At 47.5% G+C, this 19,948-nt stretch carries 18 protein-coding genes and 1 other RNA gene; 7 read left to right on the top strand and 12 right to left on the bottom strand.

All coding sequences use genetic code 11. From position 1 onward, the window contains the following. Positions 1–57: 57 nt before the first annotated feature. Positions 58–465, bottom strand: a complete 408-nt coding sequence (gene fur / locus I9W95_RS13185; protein ID WP_225675636.1) for a ferric iron uptake transcriptional regulator — start codon at positions 463–465, stop codon at positions 58–60. An 85-nt stretch (positions 466–550) separates the two neighbouring features. On the opposite strand from fur, the gene I9W95_RS13180 reads away from it, so the two are divergent. Beyond that, entirely contained in the window at positions 551–955 is a 405-nt protein-coding gene (locus I9W95_RS13180; protein ID WP_225675634.1) for an outer membrane protein assembly factor BamE, read from the top strand. Positions 956–1,017: 62 nt separating this feature from the next. Here I9W95_RS13180 and I9W95_RS13175 read toward each other — a convergent pair whose 3' ends face one another. Genes I9W95_RS13175 through I9W95_RS13165 form a run of 3 tightly spaced genes read right to left on the bottom strand, consistent with a single transcriptional unit; the run spans position 1,018 to position 3,108 of the window. Next, positions 1,018–1,311: an RnfH family protein gene (locus I9W95_RS13175; protein ID WP_225675632.1), complete on the bottom strand. Its 294-nt coding sequence runs from the start codon at positions 1,309–1,311 to the stop codon at positions 1,018–1,020. Continuing rightward, complete coding sequence (locus I9W95_RS13170; protein WP_225675630.1) at positions 1,304–1,735, bottom strand: type II toxin-antitoxin system RatA family toxin; 432 nt, start codon at positions 1,733–1,735, stop codon at positions 1,304–1,306. The genes I9W95_RS13175 and I9W95_RS13170 overlap by 8 nt, the downstream gene beginning before the upstream one ends. 20 nt (positions 1,736–1,755) lie before the next feature. Further along, positions 1,756–3,108, bottom strand: a complete 1,353-nt coding sequence (locus I9W95_RS13165; RefSeq protein WP_225675628.1) for a sodium-dependent transporter — start codon at positions 3,106–3,108, stop codon at positions 1,756–1,758. 112 nt (positions 3,109–3,220) lie between these two features. On the opposite strand from I9W95_RS13165, the gene smpB reads away from it, so the two are divergent. Together smpB and ssrA are read left to right on the top strand one after the other, a co-directional pair. Continuing rightward, a complete protein-coding gene (gene smpB / locus I9W95_RS13160; RefSeq protein ID WP_225675626.1) occupies positions 3,221–3,703 on the top strand; it encodes an SsrA-binding protein SmpB in 483 nt (160 codons plus the stop codon). A 103-nt stretch (positions 3,704–3,806) separates the two neighbouring features. Continuing rightward, positions 3,807–4,162, top strand: a transfer-messenger RNA (tmRNA) gene (gene ssrA, locus I9W95_RS13155). A gap of 628 nt (positions 4,163–4,790) precedes the next feature. On the opposite strand, the gene I9W95_RS13150 is transcribed toward ssrA, so the two are convergent. Beyond that, complete coding sequence (locus tag I9W95_RS13150) at positions 4,791–4,931, bottom strand: helix-turn-helix transcriptional regulator (RefSeq protein ID WP_225675909.1); 141 nt, start codon at positions 4,929–4,931, stop codon at positions 4,791–4,793. An 80-nt stretch (positions 4,932–5,011) separates the two neighbouring features. On the opposite strand from I9W95_RS13150, the gene I9W95_RS13145 reads away from it, so the two are divergent. Both I9W95_RS13145 and I9W95_RS13140 read left to right on the top strand, forming a co-directional pair. Further along, positions 5,012–5,314, top strand: a complete 303-nt coding sequence (locus I9W95_RS13145; protein ID WP_225675624.1) for a type II toxin-antitoxin system HigB family toxin — start codon at positions 5,012–5,014, stop codon at positions 5,312–5,314. A gap of 17 nt (positions 5,315–5,331) precedes the next feature. Then, entirely contained in the window at positions 5,332–5,700 is a 369-nt protein-coding gene (locus I9W95_RS13140) for a helix-turn-helix domain-containing protein (RefSeq protein ID WP_019606330.1), read from the top strand. Positions 5,701–5,837: 137 nt separating this feature from the next. Here the strand turns inward: I9W95_RS13140 and I9W95_RS13135 are convergent. Then, a protein-coding gene (locus I9W95_RS13135) for an IS3 family transposase (protein WP_225675623.1) occupies positions 5,838–6,979 on the bottom strand; the annotation gives its coding sequence in 2 pieces (ribosomal slippage) (positions 5,838–6,718 and positions 6,718–6,979; 1,143 coding nt in all). A 188-nt stretch (positions 6,980–7,167) separates the two neighbouring features. On the opposite strand from I9W95_RS13135, the gene I9W95_RS13130 reads away from it, so the two are divergent. Further along, positions 7,168–7,470, top strand: coding sequence for a hypothetical protein (locus I9W95_RS13130; protein WP_225675621.1), 303 nt, complete (start codon positions 7,168–7,170; stop codon positions 7,468–7,470). On the opposite strand, the gene I9W95_RS13125 is transcribed toward I9W95_RS13130, so the two are convergent. The 5 genes from I9W95_RS13125 to mads1 are packed head-to-tail and all read right to left on the bottom strand — an operon-like array spanning position 7,471 to position 19,030. After that, on the bottom strand, positions 7,471–10,818 hold the full coding sequence (locus tag I9W95_RS13125) for a DEAD/DEAH box helicase family protein (protein WP_225675619.1): 3,348 nt from the start codon (positions 10,816–10,818) through the stop codon (positions 7,471–7,473). Next, positions 10,818–14,045 (bottom strand): site-specific DNA-methyltransferase, encoded by a 3,228-nt coding sequence (locus I9W95_RS13120; RefSeq protein WP_225675617.1) that lies wholly within the window; start codon positions 14,043–14,045, stop codon positions 10,818–10,820. The genes I9W95_RS13125 and I9W95_RS13120 overlap by 1 nt, the downstream gene beginning before the upstream one ends. 29 nt (positions 14,046–14,074) lie before the next feature. Next, entirely contained in the window at positions 14,075–15,895 is a 1,821-nt protein-coding gene (locus I9W95_RS13115; protein ID WP_225675615.1) for a DUF262 domain-containing protein, read from the bottom strand. 1 nt (position 15,896) lies between these two features. Beyond that, positions 15,897–18,884, bottom strand: a complete 2,988-nt coding sequence (locus I9W95_RS13110; protein WP_225675613.1) for an SNF2-related protein — start codon at positions 18,882–18,884, stop codon at positions 15,897–15,899. Further along, the gene (mads1, locus tag I9W95_RS13105; protein WP_225675611.1) at positions 18,842–19,030 is read right to left on the bottom strand and encodes a methylation-associated defense system helix-turn-helix domain-containing protein MAD1; all 189 of its coding nucleotides are present in this window, start codon (positions 19,028–19,030) and stop codon (positions 18,842–18,844) included. Before mads1 ends, I9W95_RS13110 begins: the two co-directional genes overlap by 43 nt. 314 nt (positions 19,031–19,344) lie before the next feature. Here mads1 and I9W95_RS13100 point away from each other — a divergent pair, with 314 nt between their 5' ends. Beyond that, positions 19,345–19,767, top strand: a complete 423-nt coding sequence (locus I9W95_RS13100) for a TIR domain-containing protein (protein WP_225675609.1) — start codon at positions 19,345–19,347, stop codon at positions 19,765–19,767. Here I9W95_RS13100 and I9W95_RS13095 read toward each other — a convergent pair. Further along, positions 19,764–19,904 (bottom strand): hypothetical protein, encoded by a 141-nt coding sequence (locus I9W95_RS13095; protein WP_225675607.1) that lies wholly within the window; start codon positions 19,902–19,904, stop codon positions 19,764–19,766. The genes I9W95_RS13100 and I9W95_RS13095 overlap by 4 nt on opposite strands. Positions 19,905–19,948 lie beyond the last annotated feature (44 nt).

Raw genomic sequence — 19,948 nt, 5'->3', positions numbered from 1 at the left:
CCTGAATGACAGACACAAAAAAGGGCAGCTTGGCTGCCCTTTTCATTGCACTAACGCTTACTTGCGCTTGCGTACGTACAGCACCAGGCTGTGCTCAACCAGATCAAAACCGTGCTGCTCTGCGATGTCGTGCTGCAGTTTTTCGATCTGTTCGTTAGTGAACTCAATCACTGTACCGTCATCCACGTCCACCATGTGATCGTGGTGCTCACCACGCGCCAGTTCAAACACAGAATGGCCGCCATCAAAGTTGTGACGAGTCACCAGACCGGCGGTCTCAAACTGAGTCAGAACTCGGTAAACCGTCGCCAGACCAACGTCTTCACCGGCCTCAATCAGAGACTTGTAAACATCTTCCGCACTCATGTGCGCTTCAGAGTTGGTTTCCAGGATGCTCAGAATTTTGACACGTGGCAGTGTTACTTTAAGACCAGCTTTACGCAATTCCTGGTTCTGATCGGACATGGGCTTCCTCGAAGATTTCACAGTAACTTGAATTATCGGTATTATCGCCGCTCTAAGCTGTAGCGCAACGTATAGGACCAAAAAGTTGATTAAAAGAGCGTCGATTCTGACTGTTTTGCTCGGATTTGCAACCCTGACGGGCTGCTCATTCCCTGGCGTCTACAAGCTTAATGTACAACAGGGCAACATTGTGACGGCCGATATGCTGTCTCAGCTAAAGCCCGGCATGACCCAGCGCCAGGTGCGCTACGTCATGGGAAACCCGGTGATTCAGACTCCGTTTGACAGCAACCGCTGGGATTACATCTACACCCTGGAGAAACGCGACGAGATCGTCGAGCAGTACCATATCAGCGTGTTCTTTGATGCTGCAGGGAACTACAGCCACTACACTGGCAGCCTGCCAGCAGACAAGGCGACTGAAGACGACACATCATCAGTGCCACAGGAAGAACGCTCTAACGACAGTGTCGTGAACCCGGAATCCTGAGCAGTCGCCAGAACGCAAAAAAGCCAGCATCATGCTGGCTTTTTTATTGGCTTAAGAAACGCTTACCTGGCCGCCTTTGCCGCGCGATTAGCCCGCGCCTGCTTAGGGTCGATGATTAACGGGCGATAGATTTCCACCCGATCACCAGCGCGCAGCACATCGGTTTCCGGGGTGCGGGTCGCTTTACCAAAAATACCAAATTTGGCTTCCGCCAGATCCAGCTCGGGGAACTCCTGCTCAATACCGGAAGCTTTGACCGCATCCAGCATGGTGGTGCCTTCCTCCACTTCCACGGTAAGAATCTTCTGCTTTTCCGGCAATGCGTACGCTACTTCTACTTCAATCATGTCAGCCATAAATCTCTTTCGCCCGCTTTACAAAGGAATCCACCATCATGCCTGCCACCTGCTTGAACACTGCCCCCATGGCAGCGCCAGCCAGCTTGTTGCCCATTTCGAATTCCATATCGAGTGAGACCTTACAGGCTTCATCAGACAACGCCTGAAAGCGCCAGATACCCTCAAAGCGGGTAAATGGTCCGTCCAGCAGACGCATTTCCATACGTTCCGGGCGCACCAGATTGTTGTGTGTACTGAAACTCTGGTTAACACCAGCCTTGGAGATGGTGAGGGTCGCTTCGATAAAATCGTCGCCCTCATTCAGCACCTCGGTGGCCTTACAGCCCTGCAAAAATTCAGGGTAGCGGCGTACATCATTAACCAGATCAAACATCTGCTCAGCAGAATGCATCACCAGCGCACTACGGGTAATGGTTGTCATCAGCTACTACTCAGCCCGGTTTACCCCAAGCCTTTGATAAAAATATACAGAATCGCCAGCGGCGAGATGTAACGCAAGGTGAAGCGCCAGGCGCGGAACAAGCGCTTGTCTTTCATCTTCACTTCGCCAGCCACATCCTTACGACGCATAAACCAGCCGACGAAAACTGCAATCGCTACGCCGCCGAGCGGCATCATAATGTTCGAGGTCAGAAAGTCCAGATTATCGAACACTGTACCCTTCAGGAACTTCACATCGCCCATCACGTTGAACGACAGCACAGTTAGGATACCCACCAACCAGGCCAGTAAGCACACCAGGAAGGTCGCACGACCACGTGGAATGCCCTTCTCCACCGCCCAGGCAACCGCTGGTTCGGCAATGGATATCGCTGAACTCCATGCCGCAATGGCAACCAGCACAAAGAACACAGTACCAATCAGACTACCGGCCGGTAACGCTCCAAAAGCAATAGGCAGAGTCTGGAACATCAGGCCCGGACCCGCGGCCGGTTCCATATTATTGGTAAATACAATCGGGAAGATAATCAGGCCGGCAATCAACGCCACCAGAGTATCGAGAACAGCAACTGTTACCACCGTACTGGTGAGCGAGGCTTTGCCCGGCATATAAGCACCGTAAGCCATCATCGCGCCCATCCCCAGACTCAGGGTAAAGAACGAATGCCCCAGGGCAACCACAATGCTATCGCTGTTGAGCTTGCTGGCATCGAAGGAGAACAGGAAGTTAAAGCCCTGCATAAAGCCCGGCGTGGTCAGTGCATAGCCAAACAGCACCAGCAGCATAATAAACAGCGCTGGCATCAGCAGACGCACACCATCTTCCAGGCCATGCTTCACACCGCGGGCAATAACAGCACCCGTCATCACCATAAATAAGGTATGCAGCCCAAGTAACATCCACGGGTCAGCCAGCAATGCAGAAAACGATGCTTCCGCCACATCCGCCGTGGCCTGGGTGAATTCACCAGACGCCATTTTGCCGATGTAGGCCAGCGTCCAGCCGGCAATCACACTGTAGAACGACAGAATAAAGAAGCCTGCGACCGCACCCATCCAGCCCAGCCCGGCAAAGATCCCGGGCGCTTTCTGCTCTTTGGTCTCATGCTCCATGGTGTGAATCGGACTCATGCGACCACGGCGACCCAGCAGAACTTCGGCCATCATAACCGGAATACCCGCCACCAGAATGCAGGCCAGATACATCAGAACAAAAGCACCACCACCGTTCTCACCGGTGATGTACGGAAACTTCCAGATATTACCCAGCCCTACAGCGGAACCGGTAGCCGCCAGAATAAAGGTCCAGCGGTTCTTCCATACCCCATGAATTCCCTGATTTTTCGCAGTCATGACAATGCCCTGTTCTTGTTTGCGGGTATTGTCTGCAATTTGACCCCGCCACTCAAGCCGCAGCCCGCCGTGATAGTGCCTTTTCCGCCATTGCTCAGTTATACTGGCCGCCATGAGTAAATCGAAAAAATCCAAAGCCCCAAGCGGCAGCATCGCGCAAAACAAAAAAGCGCGGCACGACTACTTCCTTGAAGACAAAATCGAGGCTGGTCTGGCACTGACCGGCTGGGAAGTGAAATCGCTGCGCGCCGGTAAGGTGCAGCTGGTCGATTCCTTCGTTGAATTCCACCGTGGCGAAGCCTGGCTGCATGGTGCATTAATCACACCACTGGCCGAAGCCTCCACGCACACCATCTGCGAGCCGCGCCGTGAGCGCAAGCTACTGATGCATCGCCGCGAACTGGAACGCCTGCAGCAAAAAGTTCAGGCCAAAGGTTACACCTGCGTATGTACCGCCCTGTACTGGAAAGGCCCATACGTAAAAGCCGAAGTCGCCCTGGCCAAAGGTAAACAGTCACACGACAAGCGTGACACCGCCCGCGACCGCGACTGGGCCAAACAGAAAGAACGTGTCATGAAACATGCCGTGCGTTAACGCCCGGCGCTGTGATACACTTTCTGCAGTCTGTCGCCCTTGAAATCCACAATCAGGGCACCATATACAGACTAACACCACAGACTTGTGGTTGACCGGATTCGGGGATGATCAGGATTCGACGTCGATTACAAAGCTATGGGTGCATGCCGAGAGGGTATAGCGATCTCGTAAATCCCCGTTATACATTTAAATAGTCGCAAACGACGAAACTTACGCACTAGCGGCTTAAGCCCGCTTACCTCTGAACCTAGGTGCCTGTAGCTAGGGGACGAGGGCGCTGTCTTACAGGCTCGCCCGGATGCTTCGCTCGTAGCTGAACGGTTAAACTTAATCGAGCTCGTTCCGAACGGCCTGCCCCTCGGCCCGTGACGAACTAAACCAATAGAGACGGCTAAGCATGTAGATCCTCTAGTGGAGGATTGGCGGACGGGGGTTCAAATCCCCCCATCTCCACCAAATAAAAGAAAAAGGCCCGACGCGAAAGCGCCGGGCCTTTTTCTTTTACCTGCTGAAGCGGGGATTCTGAACCTGCCAAAGTTGGGTTCACAAACGGCAGGACAGCCGTTTTACACTGCGAAGCAGCCCGAAGGGCGAGGTACATGGATGTACCGAGTGCAATCCCCCCATCGAACTCGCATCAGGGGCTTTTTATTTGGCCGACGTTCGGGATTCTGAACCTGCCACAGTTGGGTTCACAAAACGGCAGGACTGCCGTTTTACACTGCGAAGCAGCCCGAAGGGCGAGGTACATGGATGTACCGAGTGCAATCCCCCCATCGAACTCGCATCAGCGCTTTTATTTGGCCGACGTTCGGGATTCTGAACCTGCCACAGTTGGGTTCACAAAACGGCAGGACAGCCGTTTTACACTGCGAAGCAGCCCGAAGGGCGAGGTACATGGATGTACCGAGTGCAATCCCCCCATCTCCACCATCTTGTAAATAGCCCTAATGAGCCCTCAACAGCCATTAAGGCTTTTTATTAACCCGCAGCTTTACTATCAGGAAGTTAGGGCTGATGCGGGAAGTTGCGTACTAACTCACCATCAAACAGCTTCAAAAGTACTCTTTCTTAAGCAACTGGCCTAATACTCCAGCACATCCTCTCGTCTGTACCTGACTTGGCCACCCAATTTTACATAAATCGGGCCTATACCCTCTGAACGCCAGCGCTCCAGTGTCGCTTCGCTTACCTGCCAACGATTACATAGCTCTCTTTGCGTCATAAGCGCTTGATATTCATTCATATTGATTCTCCTGTATATTTCAGTTGAATAAGTCCCATTCTGGGACTACCATTAACTCTATGAGAATCATTGCCCTATCGACACTGAAAACTTTCTGGGAAGAAAACCCAGAGTACATGGATGCGAAAGAGCCTACGCTTGCTTGGTATCGACATACCTTAGCGGCTGACTGGAGCGCTCCTGCCGAGGTTAAGCAGGATTTCAGAAATGCCAGTATCCTCAAAGATGGGCGAGTGGTTTTCAATATTGCGGGTAACAAGTACCGTTTGGTCGTATGGATCAACTATGCCTATCGCGTGGTCTATATCCGGTTCATCGGTACCCATGCGCAATACGACAAAATTGATGTACAAACTATTTAATTGCCGGAGGAAACATTATGGACATCAAACCGATTAAAACTGATGCCGACTACCGAGCGGCATTAAAAGAAATTGAAAGCCTGATGATGGCTGGCCCTGACACACCAGAAGGCGAAAAGCTGGATGTCATGGTTACGCTTATCGAAGCTTATGAGGCCAAGCATTTCCCTATGGAACTTCCTGACCCTGTTGAAGCCATCAAGTTCGAGATGGAACGTAAAGGTTTAACAGTGAAAGACCTCGAGCCCATGATTGGTAAAAGCAACCGAGTCTATGAAATTCTCAATCACAAACGCTCGCTCACGCTAAAAATGATCTGGAAGCTGCATGAAGGTTTGGGTATTCCTGCTGAATCCTTAATCAAACCACCTCAAGCGCATGCTTAAGAATGATGGATTTCAAAGCACAGCCGAGATTGATGCTCGGCTCGCAGAGCTTGAGCAAGAGAAAAAGCAACTTTTAGCTCTCAGAGAACAACTTCAACAACCCCCATCAAATGTTCTGGTCAACAAAACCGGACACATTAATTTGCTAATTTCTCGTACTCCACAGGCGATAAATCACCGTTCGTAGAGTGCAAGCGATCCAGGTTGTAATACTTCATGTAAGCCGCTACGTCCTCCTTCATATGAGTACGTGTTGGTTGATGCACTTTGAACAACCAATCGTGTTTCAGACTGCCAAAGAAGCGTTCAACAACGGCATTATCCCAGCATGCGCCAACGTCCCCCATTGAGGCTCGTATGTCATAACCCTTCAGCAGTGTTGCGAAGGCTTTACTGGTGTACTGAGACCCTCTATCGCTGTGGAATACCAGGCCTTTCGGCGGTTGGCGGAGGTTGTAAGCCTTGATCATGGCCCGGCTGATCAAGCTCGTTGTCATGCGTTTGTCGATGGCCCAGCCAACGATTCTGCGCGAGTACAAATCCATGACGATGGCCAGGTACATCCAGCCTTCGCCTGTTTTCAGGTAGGTGACGTCTCCTGCCCAAACCTGGTTCATGCCCACCGGGTTGAACTGCTGATTTAGCAGGTTATCCGCTACCCGGTCGCTGTGTTTACGCTTGGTCGTGACTCTATAAGCCATGCGCTGCGTGACTTTCAGCCCCAGCTGCTGCATAACCATTCGTACTCGATGACGAGTCACCCTGACGCCTTCCTCGTTCAGTTTTTTGACTAATTCACGGCTTCCAAGGCTGTTTCTGGAGGCTTTGAACAGGGCTTTGGCACGTCGGTACAGGTGCAGCTCTTCCGCAGTGATCACTTTGGCTGGACGGGCTTTCCACGCGTAGAACGCCGACTTACCGACGCTCATCACTTGACAGAGCAGGCGTACCGGGTAGCTCTGTCGGTGCAGGTCAATGAAGTGAAATTTCACTTCATTTCTTTCGCGAAGAAAGCGGAAGCCTTTTTTAAAATTTCTTTCTCCATTCTCAAAGTCTTCACTTCCTGGCGAAGGCGTTTCAGCTCTTCTAGCTCAGTTTCTGCTGGCCTCGATTCGCTGGCTGACTGCTCCTGTTTTTCTTTCCACCGATAGAGCAAGTTGGTGGCAATCCCCAAGGACTTAGCGGCTTCTGGAACCGAGTACCCTTGCTCAGTTACGAGAGCAACGGCTTCTTCTTTAAATTCTGGCGGGTATTGCTTGTAACTGCGTTTCTGACTCATAACTGGCACCTCTGTTGGTGAAGAGTTTATCTCTTCTTGAGGTGTCCGGGTTATTCAACCAGAACATCCAGATGAGATATCAGCAACGCTTAAAGGGGTTATTCATTCTTTATCTCATTTGGAACACTTGAGCATATATATCGGTAAAATGTTAATATGAGGCCAGACTGCCTCGATGAAAGACAACTATGAAGTTACTAAATACATATGAAGACCGTGAATCAGCAGAAAAAGCCGCACAATTAATCACTGGAAGCAAACGCCTTGCAAGCGAACGTGATAGCACGGAAGTTATCTACAACTTATTTGGCGAGCCATCATGGGGGAACTTCTATCGATTAGGAATGTTCAACCTTCCCGTGTTGCAACAACTACTGGATGCAAGAAAAGCCGGCCTCCCCTACGATCAAAATAAGCATGCGGAGATAATCTCTATGCTCAAATATGCTGCAAAGCAATTTGAGATAGAGATTCCTCAACACTGGCTTTGATTACTTAATCCGATCAAACATCTTCTTCAGATAGGTACCCCCACCATCTTCCATAAACAGCACATGCTTGTCTTCCAGCTCTTGCTTTTTCACCTTATCACCAACATTAAGCAAATCAGCATATTTTGTTGGTGACAGCACAAACGCATTCAGTGTCAGCGCTGGCTCGCCAGCTACAGCCTGCCTGCTTAAGTCTGCCTCAATCTTTTTGATTTCGGTATAAAGCCCCAATTTAGGATGATTCAGTTCCATGTGCTTTAAACCTTTTGGATCAACAAAGGAAAGCCATTGCTCACCGCTTGCATCATCCACCAACCAAAGTAGAAAATCGGGATAAAAATTACCCGCAGTGGCGAAACCAATGCCTTTATTTTTTGAGTCGGCATTACGCAGTAAATACAGGCTACGCGCACCTATCGCCTCTCGGCCAGCAGGCGAATCATAAAATGCCTGCAAATCTTCTACAAATTGCACTTCACTCGGCGCGTCGAACGCCAGTGGGCGCATTTTTAATGGCACCGCGTCTTTATCTTCCAAAGACAACAACGGATAGAACAAATGCCGATCAAAGCTGATGGCGACCATGTGCGGTGCATTCCATTTGCTGGCTTCCCCCAAGTCTCCCTTAGCAACCAGAGCTTTCAGCACTTCCAGTTTCTTCAAATATTCATGACCATCATCGCTGTCATCAATTTCGAAGTGGTAGAGCTTGAGCATGGAGCCGTGCTCATCATGCATGGGAATCACTTCGTAAAACTGGCCTTCATAGCCTGTCTTTAGAGCTTTGTAGAAACGATCGGTGTAGTCGCACAGCAAGCGAATCAGAATATCTTCCAGGCGTTTGATATCTGCAAAGCTTCTTGCTTCAAACTCCGGCTTTGGCATATACAGGTTGTACCAGCTTTGGTCCCCCTGGCAGAAATCCATCAACCGTTGTTTGTCTAAACGCAAGTTGCTCCAGCTACGCTGTTGTTTGAATGCCTGCAGCGCCAGATAAATTCGGTCAAAATCAAATAATGCAAAATATGCCTGATTGAGTTTGCCTTCATGGCGCACATTCAATTGCAGTGCTGCACTGCCTTCTGTTGTACTGATCGCCTCTAGTCTTGGGTACAAATCCAACGCGATGTGAGGCGTTTTGATCTTGCCGTCAAACTCTGCCGGGATTTCATACAGCCAAGGATAGTGGGTGCGTTTAAAGCCCAACTTTTGGTTGTCTTTGTAGCCATCCTTTAGCGCCAATGTCTTTAGCTTTTTGGTTGGCAAATTTGGTTGTGTCGGGAAGTCCAGTTCGATGATTTCATCACTTGGTGTAATACCTTCTTCCTTCAGATAATCTTTGAACGCTGCCATATAACTGGCGCGCACTCCAAATATATTCAGGGTTTCCAGCTTATCCAAGTGCAGGCCTTTTGGGCGCTGATTTGGCTCTGTACGCTTTAACGAGAAGTCTTTGCCTTTAAGGCGCACGCCACGACCAAACAGCTGAATGATCTGTGAACCTTCCCCTTGCCCCATGTTAAGCAAGCCCATGGTGGAAACACGCCAGCTGCTCCAACCTTCGGTAAACTTGCGAGAGCCAATCAGTACATTTAATTTGCTGTCTTTGTTGTTCAGTGTGCCGAACAGGGCACCGCCAAAATCGTCGGCTTCACTGTCGAAGCTATCCAGTTCCTCTGCGGTTTTATAAAAGCCACTGTCATCACCAATCGAAATCAGGCCAAACGGTTCGGCGTCGCCCACACGCAGTGCCAACTCGCCTTTGCTGTTTTTAATATTCACCAGCTTTAAACGCTGCCGAGCATTGGCATTGAACAGTTTGTGCAATATGTCAGCGTACAGGCCATCGATGTTATCGCTGAAGCTCATCAAGGGATTGAAACGCCCCTGAAAGATATTGTTGCCCTTTGCGTCCAACAACTGGGCTTTGTCATCGACCAGCTCTTTAAGCCAAGTTTTTATGGTTTGCTCATCATTCAGGAAGAAACTTAAAAACTGCACGACTTCGAGAATGTCGGAATCCTCGCCGGACACCGTATTACCCACAAACACCCATAGAGGCTTTTCAATATTGAAGTCATGCAACTTGCCTTGATGGGTCTGCCAAAGCCAGGTTTGCTGGTAAAAACTCAATAAACAGGCTGTGAAATACTTTTGTGCATTATCGGCTTGTTCGTAGGCCTCACCATTCATATTCAAAATGAGTGATTCCTTGCCATAGCCATCGTCGTAAAAATATTTGTACGAATAGTCAAACAGAATGCACTTCGCGTAGATCTCGCGGGTAGCAGTCACGCGCGCTTGGCGCTGCTCGGCTTGTGTCAATACCAGCTGCGCTCGTTGGGCGTCATCCAGCTTCTTTAACGCGCTTGTCTCAAACAGGGTTTTCGCTTTCTTTTTCAGAATTTCTTCTTCGGCCTTAGCAACGGTATTACCCTTGGCAACCGCCTGACCAAAAGTCGCCGAGTATTCAAAGGCAAAACCGCCACGCACCAAGGCATCACGACGCTGCATCCAGGCGCCTGCGGCTGTACCGGTACCCCGATGCCCTTCATCCACCAGTACCAGGTTATTGCCTTCAAAGGCTTCAACGGCAACCGTTTTATCGCCCATGCTGTCACCGAGCTTGTTGATGTCGATAATCTCGATGGTGCCTTTAAAGGTGTTGGTGCGGTTCTTATCGAAGAAGCGACTGAAACTGAAACCTGAAAGCTCTAACTCCTCCAGATGCTGCTTAGATAAGCCTTCGTTCGGTGTTAGCAGAACGATCTTGTCCGGGTACAAGCTGCCATTTCCAGCTTGGAAATAATGTAAATACTGTTTGATATTTACATGCAACAGAAGGGTTTTACCGCTGCCTGTCGCATTCCAAAATGCGATCTTATTCAAGTCGCTGGCGAGATAGGGCTGGAAAGTTTCTGCGCCTTGTTCTTTGCTGTAGTTAGCCAGTTCTTCATTTAAACCGTCTAATAAAGCTTGAGGCTTGGTGAAGTACCAATCCAGATAGATTTCTGTAAACAATAAGGATAAATACTGGAAGTACTTCATGTTCAGCACATGGCCTTCCAGTTGGTTGCGGTGTTTGGTAATGACCTGCCAGTGCTCAACGATATGCAGGTCGTAACGGCGTAAATCGGCCTCGGAAATCCAATCCACTTCAAACAGATTGCGTGTTAGCTCGTGGAAGAACAGGGTTTGCCCATCTTCATCAATGCCCTCATGTTGGTCATCACCTAAACGCAACTTGAGTGCGGCAAGCGCATTCCCTTTAAAGAAGCGCATCACCCAACGGTTAAGTACCAACTCTTGGTGAAAGCTGCGCTTTTTAGCTTTAATGCGAGGTGGCATTACGCATCCTCCTCGGCAAACATACGTTCCAAAAACTCAGGTTCAATCTGGCGCAGTTTCAATACACGCGTTTCGCCGCCTTCTTCGGCTGTTTGCGTCAATACCGTGGGAATATTGTGGTCGCCATTGATGTAGACGACATCAAACTCATTATCCGCCGGGTTTAGCGCCAGCTTATCGCACAGCTCGTTCAGGCCTTCATAATCGATTTTTTCGCAGTCGCGCCATAAGACCAAACAGGTTTCACCACTGGGCAGGGTGCCAGTTACCGTCACAAATCCGCGCGCAGGCTGGGCATCAATATGCTTTACCGTTAAGCCGATCAAATAGTTAAAGGTTTCTACCAAATCGACTTTTTGCTCTTCAAAGGCGCCAGCTGAATCCACAGCTATCTTCATGGTGTAGTCAAAGGGCTTTTTGAAATCGTCAGTTGAGAGTAGTGAGCCACGACTTTCGACGTCGAGCATGTAGTTGAGCAGGTAGTCGTCGTTGAGTTCGGGATTATTGTCGAATAGGTCGGCTTTTGGCTTTTTAAGCTCAAGATTGTTAAGGGCATCTTCGTAACTTTCAAGCTTAACTATTTTAACTATATTAGATTGCCCAGAATTTTTTGTAGCTGGACGACCCTTTTTCCAATCCGATGAAAAAGCAATTTTTTGAACCCTAGGCTTTATGACGGTATCACAATGTTCCCCCATCTCAACAATCATATACTTTCTATTTGATGAATATTTTCTGTTCAGATTAATAACAGCATGCGCCGTAGTGCCAGACCCCCCAAAGAAATCTAATATAAAACTTTCTGTTCCGGAGGTCATATAAACAACATCTTCTACTGCAAAAATGCTTTTAGGGTAGTCAAAAACATTATTGGGAATTATATCCTTTAATAAATTAGTACCTTTAGTAGAAGCATCATATCTGTTATCAAACCATAACGATTTAGCTAAGTATGAACTATCTGCAAAGTCCTTAACGTAGATTGTAGGTTTGTCCCTTCCTCGAACAAAGAAAACTTCTTTAGAAATATGTTCTGCACATCGTTGATAGCCCCAGCGCCATCGACCTAGTGAATCATCGTCTCTAACAGGCAATATAAATATCAAGCCTAATGCTTCATATTTTATTTTTAGCTGATCGACATATTCATCATCGAATTTTCTATTTCTATAAATAAGCTCATATTCTTCAAATGGTATTACAGATATATCACCATTGCTTTCGTTGTATAGGAATGGAAAATACATAAATGGACGATCTTCTCGTGCAGGTGACGACCCTCTGCGACGCAATGGTAGTTCCCTATAACTAGAACCACCAGCGTCCACCTTTGGATATTTGTCAGTTACCTTTGAATCAGAAAGCTTAAGCCTATTCGTTTTCGCATTGGATTTATTCTTAGCGAACATCATTGTGTATTCATGCGAGGAAGCAATATATTTCTGATCTCTTCCTTTTGGATTATGCATTATTGCCAAATTACCAAGATGATTGACCTCACCAAATACTTGATTATTTAATCCTTCCAATCGGTGAAATTCTACATCATCAATTGCGGTGCTAATTATTCCTTGCTCTGACAGAAGATTGAGAGAAACTTGATATCTAGACGCCATCAACGACAACCAAGATGAGTGCTTATACTCATTTTTGTAAAGAATTTCTGAGGCGGCACTATTGTATGGCGGATCAATATATATGCTATCGATATTTGAACAGTATCTATTTTCTAGAAATCGCAATCCTTGATAATTATCGGAGTTTACGATTATTCCATTTGTACTATTATCAATTTCGTCTAAGCATTTAAGAAGAATGTTATTAAAGCGCTCGCTATATAAGGAGGTGTCGACAGATAAATATTTATTATCTCTAATATATTCGACGGTCCTTTCTGGTTGATCATCATAAATCCCTAAATTGCGCCAAGCCTTCCACTGTTCATTATTGTTCAATATTTCAGAAATCAAATAATCTTGAATTTCTCTGACTTTTTCTTGTTGGATTGCATTGTTAACTTGATCAGTCATTGAAAATATATGGTCTAGAGTTATGCAGTAGTGACTGCTAACAACAAACTTCTTCTTCGTCCATAGCTTCTTCTGAAAGTCCTCCAGCTGCGCCAGGAACTTAATTAAATCCAGCGCAATACTGCGCAAGCACTGAATCATGCGCAGATTTTTTTCAATATCACGAAAGGCTTCGGCGTTCTGCACATCATCCAGGTGCATCACTTCGTTTTTAATATAAAAATCCAGCTCGCCACGCAGGAACTTGCCGAGGTTTTTATGGATAAAATAGTCGGCGGTATTTTTAGTTGTGTAGTTGGTTAAGTGCTTTTCAAGCAGTGTGCGCTTGGGGTTCTTTTCCGTCGGTTCACGCTTGCTTAAGTCCAGCCAACGGCTGGCGACAGCACCATCGGCTAGCACAGCATTTACAGCCGCTTCGACTAACTTATCCTGCTTGCTGCCCTTGGGCATAGTTTTGTATTCGAAGCGGATAATCAGCTCTTTTGTTTCGTTGCCTTCGGCATCGGTTTTAGAAATTTCCTCTACCGGCAGAATTTCGTCCTCATACTCATCGCCTTCGTCGTCGATGCGGTTAATGATTTTGTGTTCTGCCAATACAAAGCGGCGCTCTTTGTCGTTGTCTTTGCGGTTGTCTTTGGCGGTATCGGCGGCCACCAGGCGGAAGTGCACTACACGACCGTCTTCAAGCTTGAAGGAATAGTTGGAAAAGTTTTCGCCACTTTTGATGTAGTACTGGTCTTTATTGGCCCAATGCAGCATGACTTCTTCGCCGGCATAAGGAATGGCATAGGTATCACCTTTATAGCGACGCTGGCTGATAAAATCACCGTTGTCGTAATAACGGGAGAAGAAGGTCAGCAAATGGCTGAATACGGCGTTTTCATGTTCGGCGTTGCCGCTGCTGGCCTGGGTAATTTTGGCCTTGAGCTCTTTAACCTTGGGTGACTCTGCTGGGTCAAATCCTGCATCAGCTGCGGCCTGTTCAGCCTTTTTCAAATCGTCTTTGATCTGGTCAATGTTGGCAGCATTACCGGATGCAAGCGCCTGCTCAACTTTTTCTTTAAGGCGTTTTTCCAGATATTCATTGATCTCATCGGCACGCGCATTCAGGATGCGATAAACACCAAAATCCAGTTCGGGACGATCAATCTGAAAAACTTCTCTTAGTTTGGTGACTAGCTCGTTAAACTTGCTCATTGGGGATTACCTATTGTCTCTTTTTAGAATCAGATGCAAAGATCTTCATCTAACTCTTGTTCTTCGTTCGCCATTGGGGATTTTGGCGTGTAATAATTGTTAGGGTTCCAGGCCTTTATTGCATAGCTTTTCATATGCTCATGCCGAGCCTGAACGGCTTCGATATGCCACTGCAACTGCTCGCCTTCCGGCTCCGCCCAGCGGATTAACTCACCCTGACTTAAAAATGTGGAGTAATTACTGAGGCTTTCCAGTTTGTCAGTAAAGTCGTATTTGCCTTTGGATGAATTTGCCGATTTTGAATCCAGCACCAGGTTACCCAGGCGATGCAAGGCAACCTCACTGAACAGCTTTATGTCCCCCTCGTTCCACTCTACCTCTGTGCTAGCGATGGGGTTATTCTGTGCGGCAATATGCTCGATAGAGAGCCGTGATGCATCGTTGGCCGGAAACATAAACTGCTTCCACGGTAGAGCGCCCACCTGTTTACCCGGCTGGCTGCGCAGATGGTTTTCGTAGCGCCATAACAGATAGCGCGTGTCACGCTTATTGATTTTGTAAAGATTGGGGCGGTCTAAACCTGCTAGGAATCGCTCCTCGATATCATACCAATAGCTCATAGAGTGGAGATGTGAAAATAACGCGTCAAAGTCCTCATTGAACTCTTTTGCCTTTAAATAAAGCGTGCTTAAGCCAGCATCAGCTCGAAGATTAGAAATACCGAATCCTCGCATGGCATACACTTCCATCAAGCGGCAGGCCAGATGGAATTTATGCTTATAAGCAGATTTATCTTTTTTATAGGTTTTCAGTACCAAAGGCCAAAAAACTGCCATTCTATCCAGCACAAACAGTTCGGCAAGTGCTGCGTAGTTATCCAGCTCGCTCAACATGCTTAATGTTGATTTATAGGTTTCATGCAGTTCTGCAACAAATGTCAGAATCCAGTCGGTGACGGCTTTTTCCGATTTTCCTGCCAGATTTTTCTTGATCAGTGCTTTCGGGTTACGCCATTCGTCACCCACCCAGCTTAGCCAGGCCACAGCATGATACGCCAAGATAGCATCTTCACTCGGGGCTTTGGCCACTGCATCCAGCTTTTCGACACATCGGTAGATTTTGGAAAACTGGGTTTGGATCTCGCGTAGCGAATCATCCGGATTTTTGGCGTTTAGATAGACCAAATGCATCAGATAGCTTTTCAGGGATTCCAGGTCCGTCAGCCGTTTACCCCGATCATTTTGCAACTCGAAGATAAGAGTCGCATCTGCAGCTGTGCTCACCGCATAAATCATAACTTGGGCATTGATCAGGGTTTCTAGCAAAGCGCCCCACTCTTCATCACCAACGTTTTTAAGGAAAAAATCAAATGCTGATTTTAGCCTGCGGGACGACGGCGATTCATCCGAGATATCAGCTGAATGGATACCCAATACCTGCGATCTGAAAAACGGATCATCTTCTTTAATGGTTTGAAATTTTTGCCTGTCTTCGACTTCGCTATAAATAAAGTATTCACGTAATTTTTTTTCCTTTATAACTTCACTATTGAATACTTGGCGCTCTTTATACACAGCAAGCGCTGCTGCAATAAAAATTACAGAAGTGGTCAACCTTTGCTGACCATCGACAATATGGATCTCGTCTGCTCCTGAATCATGCAGCAATAAGGTACCAAGAAAGTAGGTTTTATCCGGGTTGGTTTTACTGGCAAATACTTGCTGCCTTAAGTCATCCAGAAACGTGGCGACTTGTTTATCGGCATCCCATGCGTAGGCACGCTGATATTGCGGAATCGCAAAAAAGCTGAGCTTAAACAAGTTTTGCAGGGAATGAATACTATTTTCCATATTAGATTACAGCCCATCGCACTGTGAATAGGTGCTCAGTTTCAGTAGTTTGTGTGAGCCGCTCATGCAATGCTTCAATTAGCTCGTCGCGCTTGGCCATGATCTCGTCTTCCACATCAAAGATCTGCTGCCGCTGGCGCCGCTGTTGGCGCTCCAGATCGCGCAACTGATTTTGCAGTTCGGACTGCTCTTCAAGGGTAGGTGCCTTGCGTGCGTCGCGTTTAATTTGAGCAATTTTGGCTTTGGTGTCTTTTAACGCCTCTTCACTGGCCAGCAGTTTGTCATCGGCCCAGCGTTCCAGCTTTTCCCGTTCAGCATCAAATAAGCGCTGGTTGTCTTCCATAAATTGAGCTAACGCAGCCTCTATACGACGCTTCTGGTTATCAGCCAGTGTTGAAGGTGGTTCAGCTGATCCTGTTTGCGTAACCTGCCTGGCTTGTACAACAAACAACCGTTCAGTGGCTTCCTGATCCAGTGCTTTGCCGTCGTCGGTCATTGCCGAAAACAATAAATTTTCAACAGTATCGAGCGCGCTGACCGTTAGTTTATCCAAACGTAACCAGCCACTTTTTCCAACCAGGTCAGCTATCACACTCAATTTGGTTTCATGGTTGCTGTAGTCAAACACCACTTCTGCGTTGGGTGTCGGGCAGTTTTTAGCAGTTTCTAAGGCCCACTCCCCTAGCGGATGGTTTAATCGGTAGGCATGCGCCATAAAGTCTTGCTGACGTTTCTGGTTTTGCTGAGCGCGTACCAGCTGATAACGGCCAACCGGTGCATAAGTGATTGGTGATTGAATGAGGGAGAAACTGTAGTTAGCTTCATCGAATTGAGCTTTTGCGCCAGATGCTTTGGCACTGGCTTTGTCACCCAGTGCAAACTGAGTTACTCCCCAAAACCAGCGGCTGACTTTATCTAACCGGGCTTGTGTAGCATCCAGTTGTAGCTTGAGCTTATCGTGCACATCTTCATCGAAGTGCTCAATCAGCTTACTTTGGGTTTGTTTGAGCTTGTCATTGATATCGGCTTCCAGCTCTTTTTGCAGAGCTGCAAAGGCGTTTTCGATGTCCTCCGGTTTGCGGCAGGTATCGTAAATGCGGGCAATCCGCTTCTCAAAATCGATACCGGATTCGATACGTCCTAACACTTCATCCGATGCACCGAATACGCCGGAGAACAGCTGAAATTTCTCTGTCAGCAGTTCCAACACGCGCTGATCTGCCTGATTGCGGGTATTCAGAAAGTTGATAACGACAACATCGTGCTTTTGCCCATAACGGTGACAACGACCAATACGTTGCTCTACACGCTGAGGGTTCCAGGGTAAATCGTAGTTAATCAATAAGGCACAAAACTGCAGGTTTACACCTTCGGCAGCGGCTTCAGTAGCAATCATGATCTCAGCATGATCACGAAACTCATCAATTAATGCGGTACGCTTGTCGACCTGTACTGAACCTGTAATACGATCACTGCCTTCGTATTGCTGCAACCAGCGCTGGTAAATGGCATTGGTTTCTGCCCCTGCATTGGTACCACTGAACGTAACGATTTTATCCTGATAGCCATGGCTGGCCAGGTAATCCGCCAGAAACTGCTGGGTTCGCTTGGATTCTGTGAAAATAATGGCTTTGCGCGGGCCATTATGCTCGGCCATTTTTGCGAAGCCTAAATCCAATGCCGTTATCAGCGCCTCGGCTTTGGTATCTTTGGTTAATGCTTGTGCCTGATGAATGAAAGACTCAATTTCAGCAATTTCAGCTTCTAGCTCTTTAGTTTCATTACGTTCATTACGTTCATTAGCTACATCAGCCAATACAGCCTGAGACTGTCCCTCACTCTCACCTTCTGAAAGTTCATCAGAATCTTGAGCCTCCAGATACTCCTCTTCAAGATCATCTTGCTCGATCAACCGGGCTGCCAGGTCTTCATCCGAAGGATCATCGCCATTCAGCTTTTTTTGTAAACGTTCGAGAATAGTTTTTAGTGTACCAGTGATCGCATAGGGGCTGGATGCCAGTAGTTTCCGCAGAATCAAACCAGTTAAATGGCGCTGGCGCTTAGGCAATGCAAAGGAAATTTCACGCTGTAAAAAACCGGAAATGCGCTCGTAGAGTGCTTGTTCTTCATCCGTGGGATTGAATGGCTGCGTGATGGCCTGCCGTTTAGTGTAACGAACATACTCAAGAACCTGACTGCGCAAAGTACGTTTGGCAAAGCCCGCTAAGCGCTTTTTCAGTTCATCAGTATCACTTTCTCCGTGCAGAAACTGTTTCCGGAATGCTTTTTCATCACCGAATAAATGCTCGTCCAGCAAAGTGGAAAGTCCATACAGTTCCATAAGGGAGTTTTGCATCGGGGTAGCTGTCAGCAACACCTTTCGACGGCCGTTAAACGCCAACTTAAGGGCTTGGCCCATGCGATTACTGGCTCGATGGGCATTCCTTAGCTTGTGCGCCTCATCGATGACCACCAGATCCCAAGGAACAGTAACCAGCTCGTCTGCCATTTTGGCCGCGAAGTGATACGACATGATCACAACCTGCTTCCCTGCCATATTGGACATACAGGTTTGTGCTGAAAGGCCGGATTGCTTTATCGCTGCTGCATCCAGAACCATACAGGGAAGAGCGAACTTTTCGGACAGTTCTTGCGCCCATTGCTTGCGTAATGCCGCTGGACAAACAATAACCAAGCGCCTGCGCCGTTCGGCCCAGTGCTGGCAAAGTACGAGTGCCGCTTCAATGGTTTTGCCCAAGCCCACTTCGTCAGCAAGCAATACCCCCTGTTGCAGAGGATTACGCAGTGCAAACAGGGCAGCTTCTATCTGGTGAGGGTTCAGGTCTACCGTTGCATCGAACAGAGACTGCGAAAGACGATCAACACTGTCAGCAGCATGCAGACAAGTGAGCTCGTTTGCGTAGTACTTGGCGTGATAGGGCGAAATCATTTTCCGCCCCCGGTTTCCTTGGTTTGTTGGACAATCCACGTTTCAATATCGTGTTTCTTGAAACGCCAGGCATTACCCACTTTGAAAGCAGGTATCTTTTTGGCCGAAGCCAGACGATAGACGGTGCGCTCGTTTACTTTCAGAAAGCCAGCGACTTCTTTGATTGTCAGTATTTCTTCCGCCATCAGCCTTCCACCATGCCTTATTGATTGAACTTCAAAAGTGTCAAAAAAGTACAATTTAGTGCATATTAGTACATCCATCAATATTGATATTTGAGTTAAGTGCTCTGTTCGAATTTGATTGTCATTTGGGAGGCGCAACTGCACTCGAAGGTAAATCAGGAGCTTCTAATAGCCATAATAACCATTCGAATAAAAACCAATAGTACATAACTATAAGAAGCATGATCGACTGAGCAAGCCAAGAACTACTTGAAAACACCATCCCTCACACCCATCTTTCATTGAACAACAGCCCATCCAACAAGGAAGACCAAATGAAGAAGGTATTCATCAGCTACAAGCACGACGACGACCGCTACGTTAACGACGTTCGTTCCATTCGATCAAATTCCAACCACCCTCTAAGTTTCAACGACAGGTCCTTAGAAGAAGCAATATTGAACGAATACGGTGATATAAACAGAAGAAGTCCAGCCGACGCTGCGTCTCTGCCGGTCCAAGATAAGATCCAGCTACTCTTACAGGATTCTGACAAACTGGTTGTATTGATCGGTGACAATACCCACAGCAGTTTATGGGTGCAGTGGGAAATGGACACGTTTAGAAAGTTTAGAGGAGAACGAAATATCCTGATGATGCGCTTACCGTACAGTAACGGTGGCGTACCATCAGGATACAACAGTCATGATATCAGGAGCTGGAGTCTCCAATACCTTAGCGACTGGATTAATACTTAATCCTTTTTCTGATTAGGGTTTAGTTGCTTGCCGCGATTACCGTGAACCTGAGAATACTGCTTATTGACACCTGGGGTGCCTTTATTAGCATTTTGCATATTCGAAGTATTGTCGGCAGGTTTTATTTTCTTAGCCATTGCTTTTCCTCATAAGTCGTTTTGAAAGTACAGACACTTTAAGA

It is taken from the genome of Thalassolituus marinus (assembly GCF_020320395.1).
GTDB classification, from domain to species: Bacteria; Pseudomonadota; Gammaproteobacteria; order Pseudomonadales; family Oceanobacteraceae; genus Venatoribacter; species Venatoribacter marinus.
Note: the sequence above shows the minus strand (reverse complement) of the source record. Positions and strands in the feature narration are given on the sequence as shown.